20 protein-coding genes and 1 pseudogene are annotated in these 19,875 nt (G+C 48.8%); 13 read left to right on the plus strand and 8 right to left on the minus strand.

What is annotated here, in order from left to right:
• Positions 1-408: 408 nt before the first annotated feature.
• Both AC58QG_RS32285 and AC58QG_RS32290 read right to left on the minus strand, forming a co-directional pair.
• Complete coding sequence (locus tag AC58QG_RS32285; protein ID WP_497366119.1) at positions 409-2,364, minus strand: alpha/beta fold hydrolase; 1,956 nt, start codon at positions 2,362-2,364, stop codon at positions 409-411.
• 71 nt (positions 2,365-2,435) lie between these two features.
• The gene (locus tag AC58QG_RS32290; protein WP_497366120.1) at positions 2,436-3,017 is read right to left on the minus strand and encodes a TetR/AcrR family transcriptional regulator; all 582 of its coding nucleotides are present in this window, start codon (positions 3,015-3,017) and stop codon (positions 2,436-2,438) included.
• Between the two features lie 202 nt (positions 3,018-3,219).
• Here AC58QG_RS32290 and AC58QG_RS32295 point away from each other — a divergent pair.
• The 4 genes and pseudogenes from AC58QG_RS32295 to AC58QG_RS32310 form a co-directional block, all read left to right on the plus strand.
• A pseudogene (locus AC58QG_RS32295) lies at positions 3,220-3,420 on the plus strand (YiaA/YiaB family inner membrane protein); the annotation flags it as partial.
• Positions 3,412-3,684, plus strand: coding sequence for a YiaA/YiaB family inner membrane protein (locus AC58QG_RS32300; RefSeq protein WP_497366180.1), 273 nt, complete (start codon positions 3,412-3,414; stop codon positions 3,682-3,684). The pseudogene AC58QG_RS32295 and the gene AC58QG_RS32300, both read left to right, overlap by 9 nt.
• An 87-nt stretch (positions 3,685-3,771) precedes the next feature.
• Positions 3,772-4,416, plus strand: a complete 645-nt coding sequence (locus AC58QG_RS32305) for a hypothetical protein (protein WP_497366121.1) — start codon at positions 3,772-3,774, stop codon at positions 4,414-4,416.
• Positions 4,413-5,135 carry an S-layer homology domain-containing protein gene (locus tag AC58QG_RS32310; protein ID WP_497366122.1) on the plus strand — a complete coding sequence of 241 codons (723 nt, stop codon included), beginning with the start codon at positions 4,413-4,415 and terminating at the stop codon, positions 5,133-5,135. Before AC58QG_RS32305 ends, AC58QG_RS32310 begins: the two co-directional genes overlap by 4 nt.
• Positions 5,136-5,588: 453 nt before the next feature.
• Here AC58QG_RS32310 and xylA read toward each other — a convergent pair whose 3' ends face one another.
• On the minus strand, positions 5,589-6,908 hold the full coding sequence (gene xylA, locus AC58QG_RS32315; RefSeq protein WP_497366123.1) for a xylose isomerase: 1,320 nt from the start codon (positions 6,906-6,908) through the stop codon (positions 5,589-5,591).
• Positions 6,909-7,081: 173 nt separating this feature from the next.
• Here xylA and AC58QG_RS32320 point away from each other — a divergent pair, with 173 nt between their 5' ends.
• The 3 genes from AC58QG_RS32320 (at position 7,082) to AC58QG_RS32330 (ending at position 9,483) form a co-directional block, all read left to right on the plus strand.
• Positions 7,082-8,257 (plus strand): ROK family protein, encoded by a 1,176-nt coding sequence (locus AC58QG_RS32320; RefSeq protein ID WP_497366124.1) that lies wholly within the window; start codon positions 7,082-7,084, stop codon positions 8,255-8,257.
• Between the two features lie 211 nt (positions 8,258-8,468).
• The gene (locus AC58QG_RS32325; protein WP_497366125.1) at positions 8,469-8,903 is read left to right on the plus strand and encodes a hypothetical protein; all 435 of its coding nucleotides are present in this window, start codon (positions 8,469-8,471) and stop codon (positions 8,901-8,903) included.
• Positions 8,904-8,973: 70 nt separating this feature from the next.
• Complete coding sequence (locus AC58QG_RS32330) at positions 8,974-9,483, plus strand: Crp/Fnr family transcriptional regulator (RefSeq protein WP_497366181.1); 510 nt, start codon at positions 8,974-8,976, stop codon at positions 9,481-9,483.
• 20 nt (positions 9,484-9,503) lie between these two features.
• Here AC58QG_RS32330 and hmpA read toward each other — a convergent pair whose 3' ends face one another.
• On the minus strand, positions 9,504-10,721 hold the full coding sequence (gene hmpA, locus AC58QG_RS32335) for an NO-inducible flavohemoprotein (protein ID WP_497366126.1): 1,218 nt from the start codon (positions 10,719-10,721) through the stop codon (positions 9,504-9,506).
• 476 nt (positions 10,722-11,197) lie between these two features.
• Positions 11,198-11,833 (minus strand): FMN-dependent NADH-azoreductase, encoded by a 636-nt coding sequence (locus AC58QG_RS32340; RefSeq protein ID WP_497366127.1) that lies wholly within the window; start codon positions 11,831-11,833, stop codon positions 11,198-11,200.
• A 232-nt stretch (positions 11,834-12,065) separates the two neighbouring features.
• Here AC58QG_RS32340 and AC58QG_RS32345 point away from each other — a divergent pair, with 232 nt between their 5' ends.
• From AC58QG_RS32345 to AC58QG_RS32370, 6 genes are all read left to right on the plus strand, one after another.
• Positions 12,066-13,103: an agmatine deiminase family protein gene (locus AC58QG_RS32345; RefSeq protein WP_497366128.1), complete on the plus strand. Its 1,038-nt coding sequence runs from the start codon at positions 12,066-12,068 to the stop codon at positions 13,101-13,103.
• A 5-nt stretch (positions 13,104-13,108) separates the two neighbouring features.
• Entirely contained in the window at positions 13,109-13,984 is an 876-nt protein-coding gene (gene aguB / locus AC58QG_RS32350) for an N-carbamoylputrescine amidase (RefSeq protein ID WP_173120578.1), read from the plus strand.
• A gap of 3 nt (positions 13,985-13,987) precedes the next feature.
• Positions 13,988-14,608 carry a LysE family translocator gene (locus AC58QG_RS32355; protein WP_497366182.1) on the plus strand — a complete coding sequence of 207 codons (621 nt, stop codon included), beginning with the start codon at positions 13,988-13,990 and terminating at the stop codon, positions 14,606-14,608.
• Positions 14,609-14,996: 388 nt separating this feature from the next.
• A complete protein-coding gene (locus AC58QG_RS32360; RefSeq protein ID WP_497366129.1) occupies positions 14,997-15,857 on the plus strand; it encodes an aminoglycoside 6-adenylyltransferase in 861 nt (286 codons plus the stop codon).
• Between the two features lie 110 nt (positions 15,858-15,967).
• Positions 15,968-17,014, plus strand: a complete 1,047-nt coding sequence (locus AC58QG_RS32365) for a P-loop NTPase family protein (protein ID WP_497366130.1) — start codon at positions 15,968-15,970, stop codon at positions 17,012-17,014.
• 163 nt (positions 17,015-17,177) lie between these two features.
• On the plus strand, positions 17,178-17,684 hold the full coding sequence (locus tag AC58QG_RS32370) for an ankyrin repeat domain-containing protein (protein ID WP_497366131.1): 507 nt from the start codon (positions 17,178-17,180) through the stop codon (positions 17,682-17,684).
• Positions 17,685-17,736: 52 nt separating this feature from the next.
• Here the strand turns inward: AC58QG_RS32370 and AC58QG_RS32375 are convergent, their stop codons facing one another.
• The 3 genes from AC58QG_RS32375 to AC58QG_RS32385 form a co-directional block, all read right to left on the minus strand.
• Positions 17,737-18,255, minus strand: coding sequence for a DUF2812 domain-containing protein (locus AC58QG_RS32375; RefSeq protein ID WP_497366132.1), 519 nt, complete (start codon positions 18,253-18,255; stop codon positions 17,737-17,739).
• Positions 18,248-18,580, minus strand: coding sequence for a PadR family transcriptional regulator (locus AC58QG_RS32380; RefSeq protein WP_497270453.1), 333 nt, complete (start codon positions 18,578-18,580; stop codon positions 18,248-18,250). Before AC58QG_RS32380 ends, AC58QG_RS32375 begins: the two co-directional genes overlap by 8 nt.
• A 204-nt stretch (positions 18,581-18,784) precedes the next feature.
• Positions 18,785-19,849, minus strand: a complete 1,065-nt coding sequence (locus AC58QG_RS32385; RefSeq protein ID WP_497366133.1) for a glycoside hydrolase family 113 protein — start codon at positions 19,847-19,849, stop codon at positions 18,785-18,787.
• Positions 19,850-19,875 lie beyond the last annotated feature (26 nt).

Here is a 19,875-nt window from a genome sequence, read left to right on the forward strand (position 1 = left end):
CTCCTTAAAAAAAATGATTGAGCCTCCCTATAAGGCAGTCTCAGGGGGTAAAACACGCTAAAGCGCAACTGAGACGCCCAAAGTAGGAGGCTCAGGAGATGGGAAGTCGGAAATGACTGTATCCGAGCCTACTTTTCTTCTACTTCAGAATGTACAAGATTCCGGATTACCGAAAAACTGCTTTCTGATTGGTAATAAAACTAACCTCTATCGGGGCCCCGCCAATGTTTGTCATTTTATGGGGGAGAATCGTTATCGAGCATCCCTGGAATGGCCGGGATAAAGGTTTTCTCATATGTTATTCGGCAAATGGGCGATAGGTGAATGTCTCGGGGGAAAAAGATAAAGAGCTCGCCTATCCGCACAAGAGTGTGCAGGCAGACGAGCTTAGGGAGTCGGTGCGAATGTCTATAGCCCTTGCTGTCGCAGCAGCTGGGCTGTCAGCTCGGGATGCGAGATCGGGAAATGGTGCGCTGCCCCGATCTCCACCGTATTGGCGGAGCGAAGCTCCTCCGCCAAAGCAAAGGCGCGATCCTGTGTGCCCCACAGGATCGAAGCCTCCCGCAGCAGCTCCGCCAGCTGCTGCGGGGGGAATCCCTCTGCGCGTGCCAGCGCAGAGAGGGTCTCGGCAGTCGTCTTCCGCACCCGCGGCGACTGCAGCTCTTGCAGGACATAAGTGACATACGAAGTCGGTATGTCACTTATGTCCACGAAGCAGCGCTGCGCGAGCAGCTGCTTCTGCAGGTCTTTCTCGCGCAGTCGGCGCAGCGCGAGATGGTTGAGGCGCGCGCTGCGGTACTTGCGCGCGGCGGGCTGCAGGGCAGGCTGCAGCAGATGCAGCATGTGGATCCGTTCCGGTACGCGAGCGTAGGCGTGGGCGGCTAGGAGGCCGCCCAGCGAGTGGCCCACGAGCGTAACCGGGCTGTCGAAGGCGCGGATCGCCTCGACGAGCGCTGCGATGTGGCCCTCCATCACGTCGGCAGCGTGATGGTAGGGCGAACGCCCGAAGCCTGGCAGATCGACCAGGCAGACGTCTTGCTCTGGGAATTGCGCCGCCAAAGGGAGCAAACAATCCGCTCCGCTCATCGTGCCATGCACGAAGAGGAGGGGAGGCTTTGGCGGCTGGAACGGAACACGTTCTGCGCGCTGTTTTGCGTCGTCATTTGTTGCATGTTGCTCCAGCTTCGCACTCCGCTCCAGGCTAGCCAGAGGGCCGCGCTTCCCTCGCACGAACCCCTCGTTAGGCATGTGACCATGCACGAGCTGAAAATCAAGATCTGCGATCGTAAAAGGCAGCATCTCACGATGAACTTGGTTAGGGAGCTTATGTCGCTGTAGGAGGCTCTCCTTGGCTGATATCAGAAAAGGAATGTTCGTCGGCACGATAAACTCGAGAGATTCCTTGGGAATACCTAGCTTACGTCCTAAAGGGGTACCCAAAAACTTGCTCAGCCACTTAGGAGAGATCGATCCATGAGGCTTAGCGACACGGAGTTCTCTAGCAATCATAGAAACTAGGCCATACATGGAAGGGCTCTTCTTGGGATCATCCAGCAAATAGTAAGTTTGCGTAGACGGGGCAGCTTCTTTCGTTAATAAGTTGATGAAGGAGGCGACATGATCGACATGGACAAGCGGCAGCCAATGTGTTGAGCCACCTGGTACCATAGACATCAAGCCGCGCGCGGTAGCCCGAACAAGAATGCCGAGACCGCCAGTTTGAGGTGTTTCTCCATGCTGCGAGCTGCCTATGACGACGCTAGGATGTACGATGGAAAGAGGGAATCCCAGCTCCATAGCACCTTGCCGAATACGTAAATCCGCAAGGCATTTCATCAGCTCATAAGGTGGCCCTTTTTCCAAATGTGCGATGATGGGAGCGGGGGTGTGCATATTTTCGTTCGTCCAAGGACTTTTGAAACCAACGACGTGGATAAAATGCTTTAATCCCCCGCGCTGCTGAATGTTCGCAGCCAATTGAAGCATTTCCTCCGCAGCTTGCAGGAAGACTGTCCGTGCCTCCACTTCGCTGATTTGAATATCCATCGGTCCGCCAGCATGGATGATCACATCTGCAGTCAGGACCTTTTCCCTGTCTAAAGGGCTCAAACCAAGGCCAGGTATACTCAAATCGCCAATAATAGGGTTGATGCGACTGACAACATGACGAGTATCGTACACCTGCGCGGAATCCTCCTCTTTTACCCCTTCTATGTCACACGTCCAACCGAGCCCCTTACAAATCTGTGCCCAACTGGATCTTGATCGAACAAGTACCGACATCGTGTGGTTCTCACGAGAAAGCTGATCTAACGTGTGGGTTCCGATAAATCCTGTACCGCCAGTTATAAAAATATGAGCCAAATGAATAGCCTCCGTTTCGTTTTTGAAATTGAGTTATTAGTACTAATTAGTACTAGTTGTGGTTAAAAAAATTACTTTAGCAAATGAGCTAAAGTAGAAAGAGTTTGACCCAGCAGTGCTGAATCTTGGTTCGTATGCTGGAGAAATAGGGCGCCTTCGAGTGTAGAGACGATGAGCCCAGCGACAGCTTTTGTAGGAAGAGTAGGAGAGAATTCCCCTGTGTGCACACCTTCGAGGAGCAGATCTTCGACCAAGTGTATTTGATCTTGAAAAAATAAACCCACCTTACGTTTGAGTTCGTCCGCCTCTTGCGGCATCTGAGTATACAGCGTGAGGAAAGGACAACCGGCTAGAAAGCTACCTTCCGCGCCTGTCATGCTTTGAAGGAACAGAGTAAACCGCTCCTGAACACGTAAGTCTGAACGGGCTGCAATTTCTTGCATCTGCTCTGTATAAGTTTGAATAAGCTGATCCAGTATCGCAGTTAAGAGCTCTTCCTTGCTTTTAAAATAATAGTAAATATTCGTCTTCGATACCGTGCTGGCGAGCACGATTTCATCCATACTCGTGGCCAAATAGCCTTTGGTCAGGAAGAGGTCCCTAGCGGTTTGTAGCACAACATCACGATTGGTTATTTTTTTAGTTTTTGTCATGAATAGTACTATACAGTACTAAAAAATAGTTGTCAAATTGTTCCTGGTCATAGAGGTGGATGGAGGCATTATGTAAGGAAGTCTTAGGAGTAGGTACTATTGGAAGATAGTACTAGTTAGGACAATCGGAGCACCCTATACTAAGTAACAAGAGCAAGTCATTCATAACGTTGCAGGGCAACGATAGGGGGATTTTATCATGATGAATCAGCGGAAACGGAATACAACGGCATTTACTTTTATGGCGTGGGCGTCCTTTATTGGGGCTTTCGTGGCAATGTTTATTGGGATATATACACTTGAGGAATCGCTTAGCGTGAAGGGGTATTTTGCGGTATGTGCACTGTTTCTTACCATGTCGGCGTTCGTGCTGCAGAAGGTTATTAGAGATAATCTGGAGGATGGGTTCGAATCCCGCAAACGGAATACATCGGCTTTTACATTCCTAGCGTGGAGCTCTTTCGCTTTAGCCTTGCTTGGCATGTTCATCGGCATTATTAATCTAGATCAGATTCTTTCCGTCAAAGGGTACTATGCAGTAACGGCTTTGTTCCTGACCATGTCTTCGTTTGTTCTGCAAAAAACAGTTCGTGATAACAACGATGACGATGCGTTGACCCCTGTCCCCCACGTACATGCGGCGTCCGAAATTAAAGTGGAAGAATAGTCTATTCATTCTGTAGCAGTCTATAGCTTATGACATATTGCCAACCTCCCTATCATCTAGTAATCTAGGAAATGGGAGGGATTTGGTATGATTAGGAAAATAAGTAAAGTAATCTCTTTGTTAATGCTAATAAGCTGTCTTGGGTTTACCGTCCCCGTGTGGGGGGCTGAGCAAACCGTAAAGTCCGACAGTATCACGTATGAGATGCAGGATATTAAGGTGCAGTATGCGGCCGAATTTACCGCTTATCCGGTAGCAACGGGAGGGAAACCTACGGTTTCCATGTCTGTCTATGATGCCGTTTACAGCAACGCGGCTAAGCCGCTGCAAGTGCTGTACGGTGTGGTTAGACTGACGAATAAGCTGGGTTACTCCTTTACAGAGGAGTTCATCAGCGTGACAGATGGTGTGTATAGTGCTCGCGGTTTATCCAATGGCGGCAGCACGATTTACAATTTGAGTAACCAAATAAGAGGGCAGAAAACCGAGTTCGTGACCGGTAAAAAGCTAGCCGAAAAAAGCGTCGTAAAGGACTACTCCGATGGCTGGAAAGCGATTAGACTGACGCGCAACTGGGATGACTACGGCAACCCGATGGATTTTGCGATCAGTTTCAAATGGGATATGGTCGGTGCAGCGGATCCCTTTTTCCAAAAGCTAACGGAGACATCGTATATGATTGACATCACCACGCTTCGACATAAGGGCGCAAATCAGGCGGTGCTGCGATGAGGGAAACCATTGTCAAAAAGCTTGCTACGATCGCTGCTGGCGCTGTGCTGCTATCAACGCTGCTTGCAGCAGGAGCTTGGGCTGCCGACGCAGGTGTGAAGCACACGGCAGAAGCCGACAGCTTGTATAAGCTGCAGCTGTTTCAAGGCACGGATCGCGGCTACGAGCTGGACCAGACGCTAACGCGGGCGCAGGGCGCCACGATGCTGCTGCGTCTTTTCGGCTGGGAGACCGCCGCCGCGAATGCGCAAGGGCTGAGCTCGCCGTTCACGGATGTGCCGGCTGAGCATTGGGCCGCGAAGTCCGTCGGCTTCGCGTTTAGTAAAGCGTTGGTGCACGGTGTCAGCGACGTGCACTTTGCGCCGGATGCGAGCATCACCGGCGAGCAGTTCTTGGCGCTGACGTTGCGCGCGCTAGGCTATGCAGAGGCGGAGCCGCAGACGGCCAGCGAGCTTGCGGCGACAAGCGGACTGCTCAGCGCGAGTGAGGCGCAGCTGATAGCGCAAGGCGCGGTGTTCCGCCGCGACGAGATGGTCGCGGTGGCGTATCGCGCCATCCAGACCAAGCTCAAGGGCAGCACGCGCACGCTGCTGCAGAAGCTAGTCGAGGATGACAAGGCCGTGAGCGCCGAGGCCGCTGTTGCTAGCGGGCTTTATAAGAAGCCCGGTAACGATCCGTTGGATCAGATCGAGGCCGCGATCCGCGATGCACTGAAATAGACGCGCTCGACGCGACGCGATAAAGAAAAATCCCGCCCCAGCCTTCGGCTGAAGCGGGATTTTTCTTAGTAGCTCAATCTTTTCATTGAGGGCGACATGACGCGGTTTAGTTCAATATTACCTGCCTATTCGCCCACACCCGATATTCTCAAACTTCACAACCCACACGACGATGTAATACCTGTAAAAACTACATCTAATTTCCTCCCGATAAGTTAATTTAGAAGATTAGATGGAAAATCTACAGTTAAAAATGTCATTATCGCTGTTTTTCAAGCTGATGCGGTTGGATTAGCTGTATATTTTCCATTTATTTCAATGAAATGTGCTTTTGTCATGAAATTAGCTACATAAAATCCATTTATTTCAGCGGGTGCAGTGTAAGCCTCATAGAAAAGCCAAAATCCCGCCCCAGCCAAGGCTGAAGCGGGATTTCTAATGTTTCTACATAGATTAAGCGTTAAGCAAATATTGATTAACAGTTGCTTTAATCAATTCCAAACGGCCAGATTGGTTCACGATCGGTCCGTTATTTGCAAGTGCATAAGCTTCTAGTGACTTGAAGTCTGCTTTGCCAGAGACGATGTCTGCGCCGATGCCGGACTTGAAGGAACCGTAGCGAGTGTCAAGGATGTTGTCGAATACTTTATCTTCGATCAATTTAGCTGCAACTTGCAAGCCGCGAGCGAATGCGTCCATACCAGCGATGTGTGCATACACAACGTCGATTGGCTCGAAGGAAGTACGACGAACTTTGGCGTCGAAGTTCACGCCGCCACGGCCGATTCCGCCTTCGTTCAAAAGGATTTCGTACATCGCCATAGTTGTCGAGTACAAGTCAGTTGGGAACTCATCTGTATCCCAACCTAGCAACAAGTCGCCTTGGTTAGCATCGATGGAACCAAGAATGCCGTTAACGCGAGCTACACGAAGCTCGTGCTCGAAAGTGTGACCTGCAAGGGTAGCATGGTTAGCTTCAAGGTTTAATTTGAAGTAAGGAAGCAGGTCGTATTTTTGTAAGAATGAAAGTGTAGTCGCTGCATCGAAATCGTATTGGTGCTTGGAAGGCTCTTTCGGTTTAGGCTCGATCAGGAATTGACCTGTGTAGCCGATTTCTTTGGCATAATCAACAGCCATGTGCAGGAAGCGAGCAAGGTTGTCGAGTTCAAGACCAAGATCGGTGTTCAAAAGCGTTTCGTAACCTTCACGGCCGCCCCAGAACACGTAGTTTTCAGAGCCAAGCTCTTTGGCGTGATCCAAAGCTTTTTTCACTTGTGCTGCTGCATAAGCAAAAACTTCTGCGTTGTTGGAAGTAGCAGCCCCGTGAACGAAGCGCGGGTTCGTGAACATGTTCGCTGTGTTCCAAAGCAGCTTTTTGCCTGTGGATGCCATTTTATCTTTGATCAAACCAACGATTTCATCGAGGTTTGCATTAGTTTCTTGCAAAGTGTTGCCTTCTGGCGCGATATCGCGATCGTGGAATGCGAAGTAGTCGACACCTAGAATGTTTAGAAGCTCGAAGCAAGCATCAACGCGAGCTTTCGCCAGCTCTAAGCCGTCGTATTTGTCCCAAGCACGGATGTTAGTGCCAGCGCCGAAAGGATCGGAGCCATTAGCAGAAAAGGAATGCCAGTAAGCGACTGCGAAACGCATATGGTCACGCATTGTTTTGCCTAGAATCACTTGATCTGGGTTGTAAAATTTAAAGGAAAGTGGGTTCGTGGATGTCGGTCCCTCGTAATTAACTGGTTGAATGTTGTCAAAGTAGCTCATGAATTCAGCCTCCGTATAAAGGAATGATAAATGCTTATGAAGCCATCATAGCATCATTCTTAAAGTTTGTAAATTCATTAAACAAACTTAGTTGGTGCATGAAAAAGTCTTCTATGTTAGAATCATTTCCATAGCGATGACTCGCAGCATTTGGAACGGTATGGAGGATAACCATGAAACAAACAGGCGACTTGAACCTTGTGAAAAAAATAAATAAATCGATCGTCTTGCATCACATTCGCACAGATTCACCGATCTCACGCGCTAGAATTGCAGAGATTACAGGGCTGACGAAAGCGACGGTATCCAGTCTTGTGAATGAACTAATCGAGAGCTCCCTCGTTGAAGAGATTGGTGTAGGGGAGTCGAGCGGCGGGCGCAAGCCGATGATGCTGCTGTTTAATGGAACGGCGGGATATGCGATTGGCGTTGATCTTGGGGTGCATGATATGTTGGCTGTGCTCACGGATCTGACGGGGAAAGTGATTCGCGAAAACCGCATCCAGCATCACAATGAGTCCGTGGAACAGGTGACAAACCTGCTGAAAACGACGATTCGTAAGATGATTGAAACGGCGCCTGAAAGCGTGTATGGCGTTATCGGTATCGGTCTTGGCGTCCCTGGTATCTGTGATGAGGAGGGCAATTTGTTGTTTGCCCCGAATCTAGGCTGGGAAAATGTGCCGCTGCAGGGGCAGCTGGAGGCTGAATTCGGACTCCCTGTTGTTATTGATAATGAAGCGAATGCTGGGGCAGTGGGTGAGAAGCAATTCGGCGCAGGTAAAGATACTGCGAACCTGATTTATGTGTCCATCGGTATGGGGATCGGTGCGGGTATTATTATTAAAAACGAGCTGTATCGCGGGGCGACGGGTTTCTCCGGCGAGATCGGCCACATCTCGATTCAACATGATGGTCCGAAGTGCCGCTGCGGCAGCTTAGGCTGCTGGGAGCTGTATGCATCGGAGCATGCGTTATTGGAGCAAGCAGGGAAAGAGATAGGGCACGAAGTGGACTTAGAGACTCTATTAAGCAAAGCGGAGAGTGGCGATGCTGGGGTCATCAAGCTTTTTGAGCGGCTGGGCTACTACCTGGGGGTCGGTGTGGTGAACATCATTAACGGGTATAATCCGGAATTCATTATTCTTGGTGGACGGCTGGCTGGCGGTGAGAAGTGGCTGATGAAGCCGCTTTTGGAACTGCTGGAGAAGCGATCTTTGCCGCATCCGCGCAAGCAGCTGAAGGTGGAGTTTTCACAGCTTCGTGATCGGTCTACAGTGCTTGGGGCGGCGTCTTTTGCGGTGGCGAAGTTCTTTGCTTCGACAACCGTGTCGGTGGATCGGAGCTAATCAAGCGACATTCGAGGTGGAAATGACTTACATGACATGTAAAGTTATTGACTGAATCTCTGTCTATTTTGTAAAATGGGAAAGGTCTGGCTTAGAACGGCCTCTTGAATCCCATTACAGAAAAGGACGGGAACCAACGATGTTTCTTCGTTCACTTATCATTTGTTGTTATTTGATGGGAGCTTATTGGGCATCCTATCACTTTCCATCGATGAAGATGGTGTTTTACCCAACGCTGGGCGCATTCAGTTTCCTATTCATGCATCGCGTAGACAACATTAGAGAAATACGTCGCATTATTATCGGAGCCATTATCGCGGTTACGATGGGCAGCCTTTTTTATACGATCAGCACGGGAGCCATTTCTTTCTTCTTCACAGCCCTAGTGACGATCACGTTAATCCAATTTTTCAAATGGAATGCGGCGCCAATCTTGGCAGTTTCGTTCATTCCCTATTTCGCTCATCCAGTCTCCATGTGGGCACTGCCGATTGCTGTTCTCGTATCGCTAACCGGGTTATTGATTTCGATCTGGCTTATTGGCAAGGTCGAGCAGTTGAGTTGGTACGTGAGCTTATCGGGCAAATTAACACAGGCGCGACTGTTGATTCGGACACCACTCGAGCCGTTGAAGAAAGAGCTATAGCAGCATGAAAAAGAAAAAGCGATCAGCCCAAGGTGCTGTCGCTTTTTTGCTCATTAAAGGAGATACGAAGATGAAACTGCATAAGGGAGAAATCCTATTCCGCCAAGGAGAGTCAGGCTCACTATTCAAGCTGCATACAGGTCTGTTGAAAATCGTTCGTTCACATGAAGACGGGAATACAACGCTCGTCAATATCATTGTACCTGGTGAGACGATTCCGCATCATTCGCTGATTAGTCCAAGTGCCTACTATGCAACCGCGATCGCGTTAGTGACAAGTGAAGTTGAAGTGCTGCCTGCTGAACCCTGGTATGAGGACTTGGAACGCAACCCAGATCACTTTCGCATAATCGCGCGTCAATTACAGGACAAGCTGCGCATGATGCAGCAGCGGATCGATCAACTGACAGAGGTCGCACCAGCGGCTAAATTGTTGAAGCTAGAATCGTGGTTTCAACATTATATAGGAACCTTGAAGCTGACAGACGTGCTAACGCAAGAAGAAATTGGTCAGTTCATTGGTCTTCGCCGCGAAACCGTGAATCGGCTGCTGCGAGAAACAGGGAGAAAAAGCGATTAGGCTTTTTCTCCTTTGTTTGTTTAGGAAAGAGCACCTGAAGGACCGAAGAATTCGTAATGACGGTCCGCTTCTGGAACACCCCATGCGATGAGCGATTGATTCACGGTTTTCATGAACGGCAAGGGCCCGCAGAAGTAAAAGCTGCCATTTACTGTTGGCACAAGGCTTTGAATCCATGGTAGATCGAGATAGCCTTCTTTGTGGTAAACCTTCTCACTGGTATCGACAGCTGTTGGCTGAGCATAGCACCAAGCAACCGTTACTTGAGGATGCTTCTCAGCAAGCTGCTCGACTTCTGTACGGAGCGCGTGATGTTGACCATTTTGAGCCGCATGGATAAAAGTAACCTTACGATTTGGCTGAGTGGTTACAAGTGAATGGAGCATGCTCACCATAGGGGTGAGTCCGACACCGCCGCTGAGAAGCGTAACAGGTCGTGTATCACCTTGATCTAGTGTAAAGTCACCTGCTGGCGCAGAAAGCCAGACAACATCTCCTTCTTGCATTTGGTTGTGTAAATAGACGGAAACCTTGCCCGCAGGAACGGCAGAGTTCGTGTCTTCTCGTTTAACCGAGATCCGGTAGAACGGCTGTCCAGATGCATGGGAGAGGCTATATTGCCGAATATGTGTGTACGTCTCGCCTGGAATCTGAATACGGATACTGACATACTGTCCGGGTTCAAATTCAGCAATCGGCCCTTTATCCTGTGGTGTTAGGTAAAAAGAGGTAATGACGTCGCTTTCTCTGTCTTTTCGAGCGATAACGAAAGGTCTGAAATCGCTCCATCCCCCAGGCTGCAATGCCGAATTCGTGTACATATCAGACTCAATGCCAATGAATGCACTGGCAATGACACCGTAAGCTTCAGCCCAAGCTCCGAGAATGTCGTCCGTCGCCGCGTCGCCCAGCACATCTTTAATCACACCTAATAAATGTTCCCCAACGATGGGATATTGCTCGGGTTTAACACCCAGACTGCGATGTTTATGGGCAATTTGTTTAACAGCCGGCAAGATCATTTCCAATCGATCAATATGCTTCGCTGCGGCATAAACGGCATTAGCTAAAGCTGTCTGCTGTCGGCCTTGCTTTTGATTGGCGTGATTGAAAAGATGTAAGAGCTCTGGGTGAGACGTAAACAGCTTGTCATAAAAACGCTTGGTTATCTCTACACCATGAACTTCTAGTACAGGCACAGTGGATTTAATGATTCGGATGGTTTGTTCGCTTAGCATGTCGGATCATCTCATTTCCAATTAGAATGACTTGATGCCTTCAGTATAGCGAACAAACGGAGGGGACCTCTGTGATTAGAATCACAGGGAATAGCAACAAAGTGTGTCTATTGGTAGAGGGTAGGTGGATGCATCGCATTCCACACAAAAATGCCGACAGTTCATAATGAACCATCGGCAAGTTAACTAGTATGAGGTCACCCAGGTAGGGTGGCCTCAGTGTTATTTTCAGTAGCTCTTGGGCAGCCAAAGTCGAAAAAATCGACTTACAAGTCCTCAGAAGCGCCCTAGGTGCAGCTCTAAGTCGAAAAAATCGACTTACACGCCCTCAGAAGCACCCAAGTGCAGCAGTAAGTCGAAAAAATCGACTTGCACGCTCTCAGAAGCACCCAAGTGCAGCTGTAAGTCGAAAAAATCGACTAACGCCCCCGCGAAAGTTCCCCACGGACTAACACGCAGGCTTACTGTCCCTTCCCTTAAAAGCTTTTAGCCAAATCCTGCGCCTTACTAATCGCATCGGCTTTGATCTGCGCTGCTTTGTCAGGGAATTGGTTATGCCCCTCAACGAACAAACCTTGCGTTTCTGGAATACCGAAGAATCCCATGATGATTCCGATATATCGATGACCAGATTCCATGCCGGCGGCAGGCCCTTCCGAATACACGCCGCCGCGGGCTTGGATATGCAGTACTTTTTTGCCAGAAAGTAAGCCAACCGGACCTGCTTCTGTGTACTTAAACGTTTTGCCAGCTACGCAAAGAGCATCCAGATAAGCTTTCATCACAGGAGGGAACGAGAAGTTCCACATTGGGGTAACGAAAACGTATTTGTCTGCGGCAATAAACTGCTCGGTTAGCTCATTAATTCGTCCTACCTTGGTGCTTTCCTCGCTAGTTAAGGAGGAAAAATCCTGCCCACTGCGCAGCTTTCCCCACCCACTGAACACGTCCGCATCAATATGCGGCACTTGGACACGATACAAATCAATAGGAATCACTTCGTCATTGGGGTTCGCTTCTCGATAGGCATCGATGAAAGCTTTACCTACGGCCATACTGTAAGAGGTTTGATGATCATGAGGATGTGCGGTAATATGCAGAACAGTTGCCAATGTGATCCATCCTTTCGGGTACTGTATCTTGGGAATCCTCTAGTAATGTTCTTTGAAAGCTACAAAACTATGCTTGTAGGAAATTGGTAGTTGGCTGTCGACAGGAATTGGTCAAGGAACTACCTATTTACATTGAGCGTTGGCTACTTTTGAGTTATGATGGGAGACGATGTTTTTATTTGAATTTCCTACGAGATAATAAACCAAATTGAGATAAGTGAGATGATGGATAATGACGAAACCCAAAGATTTAAACTATAGCATGCCAGCAGAATGGACAGAGCACGAGCGTACCTTCATTTCGTGGCCCGTTCAAGCATCGATGGTTTACCCGGAGGATCACACGGTTGTTTCCCAAGGTTACGCGGATTTGGCAAAAGCGATTGCCGAATTTGAACCTGTTACCGTGATCGTGAACCCTTCTGATGCAGCACAAGTGAAAACGATGTTTACGGAGTCTAATGTGGATTTCCTTGAGATCCCGCATAATGACGCTTGGTTCCGCGACAATGGTCCAACCTTCGTATTGAACGCGCAGCAAGAAATCGCGGCGGTCAATTGGAAGTTTAACGCATGGGGAGGCAAGTACGCGCCTTGGGATCTCGATGATAACGTAGCCCCGCAAATCGCGGAGCACCATGGTGTGAAGCGTTTTGACGCTCCGCTCGTCATGGAGGGAGGCTCCATCCACGTGGATGGGGAAGGTACTCTTCTGACTACGGAAGAATGTCTGCTGAACACGAATCGCAACCCAGATCTGAGCCGCGAAGAGATTGAGGAGCATGTCCGCAATTTCGTGAACGTGGAGAAAATCATCTGGCTGAACAAAGGGCTGGACGGCGACGAGACGGACGGTCACGTGGATAATATTGCTTGTTTCGCAGCTCCAGGCAAAATCATTCTGCAAGTTTGCAACGATCCTTCGGATGCCAACTATGCGATTACACAGGAGAATTTGGAAATTCTCCGCAGCGCGACAGATGCCAAAGGGCGCTCTTTCGAGATTATCCAAATCGAGCAGCCACCGCTAACGTTCTTTGAAGAGCAGCGATTGACGCTTAGCTATTTGAACTTCTATTTCGTGAACGGCGGCATTATTTTGCCAGTGTTTGGCGGGACAGCAGAAGAGACGGATCGCAAGGCGATCGAAGTGCTTCAAGCGACGTTCCCAGATCGCAAAATCCGTACAATTAATGGCATGTCCATTATCAAAGAAGGCGGCAATGTTCACTGCACGACGCAGCAAATGCCAGCCAGTAAGAAAGGGTGATTCCATTGAGAAAAGTAACAGTGGCAGCCACGCAAATGAGCTGTTCTGACAACATAGAAGAAAACATCGCCAAAGCGGAGAAATTGGTTCGTGAAGCCGCTGCAAAGGGCGCGCAAGTTATTTTGATTCAAGAGCTGTTCGAAACGCCTTATTTCTGCCAAAAGGAAAAATCCGACTACTACCGCTACGCTACGGAGCTGGAGACGAATAAAGCGATCAATCACTTCCGTGAAATCGCCAAGGAACTTGCAGTGGTACTGCCGATCAGCTTCTATGAGAAAAAGAATTACGCTCGCTACAACTCGCTTGCTGTGATTGATGCCGATGGATCTGTGCTAGGCACATACCGCAAAAGCCACATCCCTGATGGTCCGGGCTATGAGGAGAAGTTCTATTTTAACCCGGGCGATACCGGTTTCAAGGTGTGGAAAACACGCTACGCCAAAATCGGCGTAGGTGTTTGTTGGGACCAGTGGTACCCAGAAGCTGCACGAGTGATGGCGCTGATGGGGGCGGAGCTGTTGTTCTACCCAACGGCCATCGGTTCAGAGCCGCAGGATGGTTCCATTGATTCGAAGGATCACTGGCAAATGTGCATGCGCGGTCACGCGGCGTGCAACTTGATGCCGGTTATCGCGTCGAATCGTATCGGGAAGGAAGAAGATGAGGATTCCAGCATCAACTTCTATGGTTCGTCTTTCATTGCAGGCCCGCAGGGCAATCTGATTGAAGAAGCTGGGCGTGACGAGGAAACTGTTCTCGTTGCCGAATTTGACTTAGATCAGCTGGAAATTCAGCGTATCGAATGGGGTATTTTCCGGGATCGTCGTCCGGACCTATACAAGAAAATCGCAACGTATGACGGTGAGCAGGTGTTCTAATTGCTGATCCCGTTGTTAAAAGGACTTCTGCTTGGCTTTTCGATTGCAGCACCAGTGGGGCCTATCGGGATCTTGTGCATGCGCAGGACCCTGACGCTGGGGCGTTTGCATGGCTTTCTCTCAGGCCTAGGCGCTGCCACGGCGGATGCGATCTATGGTTTTATCGCTGGCTTTGGACTGACGTTAATCACCAGCTTCTTGTTGGATCAAAAGGTGATTCTACAGCTGGTCGGCGGTCTGTTCCTCGTCTATTTGGGCGTGCAATCCTTCCGCTCCAAGCCTGCTGCTGAAGCAGCCAAAGCGACAGGGGACACGCTGTTCAAATCGTATGCGTCGACACTGCTGCTCACCATTACGAATCCGATGACGATTATGTCGTTTGTGGGCGCGTTTGCGGGGCTCGGGCTTGGCGATAGCGCAGATGCAGGTTTCACGCATGCGATCGCGTTGGTAATCGGCGTGTTTGCAGGCTCGGCGCTATGGTGGCTGCTGTTGAGTTTATTGGTTGGACTGTTGCGCGAGCGGCTCAAAGGAGCGGCATTCTTGTGGATTAATCGCGTCTCAGGTGCGATGTTATCGGTGTTTGGTTTGTTTGCAGTAATGGGGCTACTCTTTCGGGGGTAGCCTTTTTTGTGTGATTTGGGCGTGAGGTTGAAGGGGAAGGAAGTAGTCTGTGGTACTCTCGAACAGAATGAGCCTCAGCTGCACTTTTGTGATATATTGGGGTTTTATGGTAAATGCGACGCGCGTCCGACTAACTAACTGGAAAAACTCCAGCTAAATTAGCTCAATTTCCTGAATACCGCCAATTAGATGGAATACTTCCTGTTAAACTCCCCCTCATATAGGCAATTTGGGAAATGACGCTAAATTAACTACAGGAAATCCAGTTATTTGCTCAAAGCAGCGGGATACCACAGAATTAACTGTACTTTTTACAGTTAGTCCTTGTTTGTAGTCGGTGATAGGCAGGCAACTTAGAACGGAAACCACGTTAATCTAGGAGGTAAGTATGCGAAGCGAACAAGAAATGATGGCCTTAATACTAGATACAGCAAGACATGACGAGCGCATCCGCGCTGTTATGATGAACGGATCACGTACGAATCCGAACGTGCCACGGGATGATTTTCAGGATTACGATATCGTCTATTTCGTACAGGAAACAAGCTCTTTCCGTTCGGACCCTGGTTGGATCGATCGGTTCGGAGTGCGGCTTATCATGCAGATGCCGGATGATAACGAGATGTATCCGACACCACCAACGGAGCGCCTCGTGTATCTTATGCAATTCCAAGATGGGAATCGGATCGATCTCACATTAATCCCTCTAGCGCAGCGCCAGCAGTTAATGAAGCCTGACAGCTTAAGCGTTCTGCTTTTGGATAAAGACGGGGTAATAGGCCAGTTTCCTGTCTCTAGCGACAAAGACTACCATATTCGCAGACCAACGGAGAAACATTTTCAAGGGGCATGCAATGAGTTCTGGTGGATCTGCTTGAATATGGCGAAGGGGCTTTGGCGCGAAGAGTTGACCTATGTCATGTTTATGTACGAGCAGATCAACCGCAATGTTCTGATTCAGATGATCGAGTGGAAGATTGGGATGCGTTCTGATTTCACGATGAGTGCTGGCAAATGCGGCAAATACATGCCAAACCACCTGACTGCTGACGAATGGCAAGCGTTCCAAGCAACTTATACGGATGCCGATTACGAACACATTTGGCATTCGCTCTTTAAGATGTGTGACCTGTTTAGTCATACCGCGCAAGAGGTAGCTGAGTATTTGAACTTCGAATACGTTTACTCGGAAGAACGGAATGTTCGTGCTTATTTGCATGAAGTGCGAAATCGGCCGAAGAAAAGATAATATATCCGGATAAGATTTACTCTGTGGAGTAATTATTTTGATTTTAAAAGTAATTTATATTGCATTTGAAAGTAATTTATATTACTCTTAGAAGTAAGGAGGTTGAGTCTATGGATGATATTCGACTGAATGTACCATTGCTTCGTGGGCGTGTTCCTAATTTGACGAGTGCTGCTCGGGCGGTTGGGTTACGTCCTGCGACAGTTTCAAATCTGTGTACGGGGAAAATACCCATTGGCCGCGCAGAGGTCCGAACACTTGTCGCATTGGCTTCCTTGGCGAATTGTAGCTTGGATGAACTTATTCTAGTTGGGGAGAGATTCGAGATGATCGAAACCGGCATTAAGACCTTAGATCTGTTCGCACCATTAGCTAAAGGAGGCACAACAGGGCTAGTCGCCCGTCCGAGAATGGGGCAATTAGTTATTCTTGCAGAGCTCTTACATCTGCTGAAGAAACAAGGCTACGCAACCATTCTTCTTACCCCTGAAGGGGAGCACCCCGAAATCGAAGATGTCACAGGTGATGTGGATGTCATTTGCGGCAGCGTAGAGGAAGCCTTCCAGCAGTTGAGTGGGCTTGGTGCTACGCGTGATATCATTCTTGCTGCGGACCGCTCGCATGTGCTCAGCAATGAGCTCTATCAGCTGCAGGAGCGACTTCAGGATGCAGGTGTGCAGTCCCTGACTACGTTGCTCGTTGATCTGAAAGGTGAAGCAGTCGATGAGGATTTGCCTTATGGGCCGCTCGAAACGTTGTGGCAATTTGATGCGGACTTAGCAGCCAGGCACATTTACCCAGCAGTGAATCCAGTGCTGTCCACCTCCGAAATTATCGAGGGGTCCTACACAGATGCACTTCATCTATCCGTCGCCCAAAAGGCGAAGAAGCTGCTTCGCCGCTATAAGGAATTGCGCTTCTTAGTACACGCTCATGGCTTAGAGGGTCTGCCAGCTGCTGAAGTACAAACCTATGGGCGCGGGGAACGCCTGGAGGCCTATCTCACACAGCCTTTGTATGTTGCTGAAGCGATGACAGGCGCAGCTGGCGTGACTGTTTCATTGCAGGAAACGCTACATGATGTGCAGCGGATTATTGATGGCACTGAGGATCATACCGAAACGAAAGAATTGATGTATATTGGTCGCTTAGCCTAGGACTAACGGCGAATAACCAATAACATGGAAGGCCTGCGGTGATGTTGCTGTGGGTTTTCTTTGTAATTGGCGGAGGTAGGAATTATTTCATAGGGGGAGAAAGGAAATTTCTAGATTTTCGCCGAATTGAAATAGCATACAAGTTAGAGGAGGCCACCCCTACATGATTAACGACATATTTACAGCAGCACACACCGGCGACGTGAACCGAGTCAAGGATTTGCTGGACACGGATCTTTCGCTTGCCAATGCCGAGAACAGCGATGGCCTTACCCTATTGGGATTTGCAGCACATTTCGGTCAGAGCGAAGTGGTTAAGCTGCTTTTGGAAAATGGTGCTGATGTGAATGCCGTATCGCATTCTAAAGTTAGCTACATTCCGTCGAATACGGCACTGCACGCGGCTATTGCTGGCGAGCGGAGTCTAGAGGTCATACAACTGCTGCTTGCTCACCGAGCGAAGCCGACAATTATGGATAGCAATGGGCATACGAGTTTACATGTGGCTGCTTTCCATAAGGACAGTACAGCGATCATTGCGCTATTGCTCGATCATGGTGCGGATATTCATGCAAAGTCGGAAGACGGTGTCTATGCGATAGATCTAGCTCAAGAGCAAGGACACACTGCGGTGATGAAGTTGTTAAGAGAGCGTGGAGCAGTAGGGTGAAGTAGCGAAGATGCAGGGTACATAAAGGACATTCAGCTAGCCGGCTAGCGAATCATAGAATGTCCTTTTTGGCTTGAAGTTTTTTATTGGCTTCAACTAAACGGTATAGACTAATGCCCAGCAAGACAAGGACTGGCACATAGAGGATCAGCAAGGGATAAAAGATCTTATTGTGTATGTTGATCATGAAAACAGGAATTTGTGCGGCAGTTACCGCCGTAAATACACCGATGAGCCGTTTATTCCGCTCGATCATGGAGTCAATATCAGTGAAAATTTCAGGCTTTGTATGCTGATACGTTTGTCTCCAGATATACCAGCCTGCGCCGCTGTAAATTTTATCCCAACCTGTATCCTCGAAAATACCTACATAATTCGCATCGACCCTCGTTTGGTAATCGACGCAATAGCTCATCTTACGGGGAGCGCCTTTTTGAAAATGGAAACGCAGACCATTCCAGTTCACACGAAGTAAATGCCAGCCTTGCGCTTCCATTTCCTCCAACCATGCCGTAATCGTCTCTGATTGTGAGCTGTCCCACCATTTAAACACCTTTTTGATCTCATTCATACAAAGATCCCTCTACTTTCTTCGCATTTTCGTATAACTCCGTAATTCTGGCGATCTCCAGCTTGAGCAGCTCTTTACCAGATGGGGTGATGCGGTAGAGCTTACGACGCTCTTCTTCAGCTACAGCCTGAATCAAACGATCCTTCTCCATCCGTGATAAGCTGCCATAAATCGTTCCAGGACCTAAGTGAATTCGACCTTGCGTCAGCTCCTCAACAAACTGAATAATGCCGTAACCGTGCCGGACCTCCGTCAGGGAAAGCAGAATGTAATAGGCGGTTTCAGACATCGGTAAGTACTGACGGTAGAGCTTCTCGCTATCCATAAACTCTCCTTTTTCTTATATCAGGATATGTTGTATCATGTCTCGTTGTATCACGTCGTGATACATCATGAGATGAGTATATCACGACGTGATATAGAGTGCAATGGGCAATTGTATGCGAACTCATATTTCGGGGAGCTTCTAAGCGTTCTAATGACCGGAGGCGGCCCATATGGTAGGTACGACTCCGGGATTCCGGCACCATCAGGCGAATGGCTCTGTGGACTTTCCATAATACTCGGCTAATGCGTAGAACGACTTTTTGGGCTCCCAAGGCATGTCGGGATAGGTCGCTCCATCTTGATCCGAGTAGCTTTGCACCAAGCTATAGCTAGCTGTGTCCAAGTTATACAAGGGGTTGTCGTGAAACGGATAAGTGGTCATGACAAAAGTAAACCAAAACGCGCCGTCTACTTGTTCCTCAGCGAAGATATCCAAAAGCTCACGCATATATGTGACTTGCTCATCTTCATCACGAACCACATTTCCCTTCAGCTGAGGGGGAGTTGCTTGCCGATCAACAATGGCCCAGCCGTATCCCCCCTTATCTCCAGCGCCTTGGTAGGTACAGCTGCCGAACTCAAGCACCACCAAGGGTTTCCCGTGTGATTTATATTTTCTAAGCTTCTCGCGGTAGAATCTTTTGTTGAATTTCTCACGATAATAATCGATACCGACGAAATCGAAATGCTCCCAATTCACATTCTCCCAAGATCCGGATGCGTAAGTAAGCTGCCCGTGGAAGTGTTCCCGTACCGCAGACGTTGCTCGGGCAAGAAATGCATTTAATCGCTTATGGAAAGAGCCTTTCTTCAACGTGCTGAACAACAGTCGCCATGGCTTCATCATCGTTTGAATGCGGTCGAAGGCCGTTTGCCCATCAAGTAATCCTTTCATGAAAAATGATAATTCGCATCCAACGACGAATAGTAGGTGTGGGGAATGTAGCCGTAATGTTTCGGCTTCTTTAGCGCATTGGGTGAAGTAGGCTAATGTTTCTTCTTCATCGGCATCAATGTAAGAAGGAGAGAACCATACTTCCAGCCCAGCTCGCAAAGCAAATTCGCTAGCCAGAGTGAGCCTTACGATATCTTGACCGGAAATCCGGATTGCTGTGCAATGCAAATCGTTTTTGATGATGCTCATTTCCCGCTGTACAATAACGGGATCGAACACCTCACGGGATGAGGGGGCTTCTTGGCCTCTTGTAAACGTTCCGATGTCATAATTGATACCTTTTCGACTCCTTGTGGGAGTGCTGTTCATCATCGATAATCGCCTCCAAAGCAAGTTTA

It is taken from the genome of Paenibacillus sp. J22P169, from assembly GCF_059691995.1.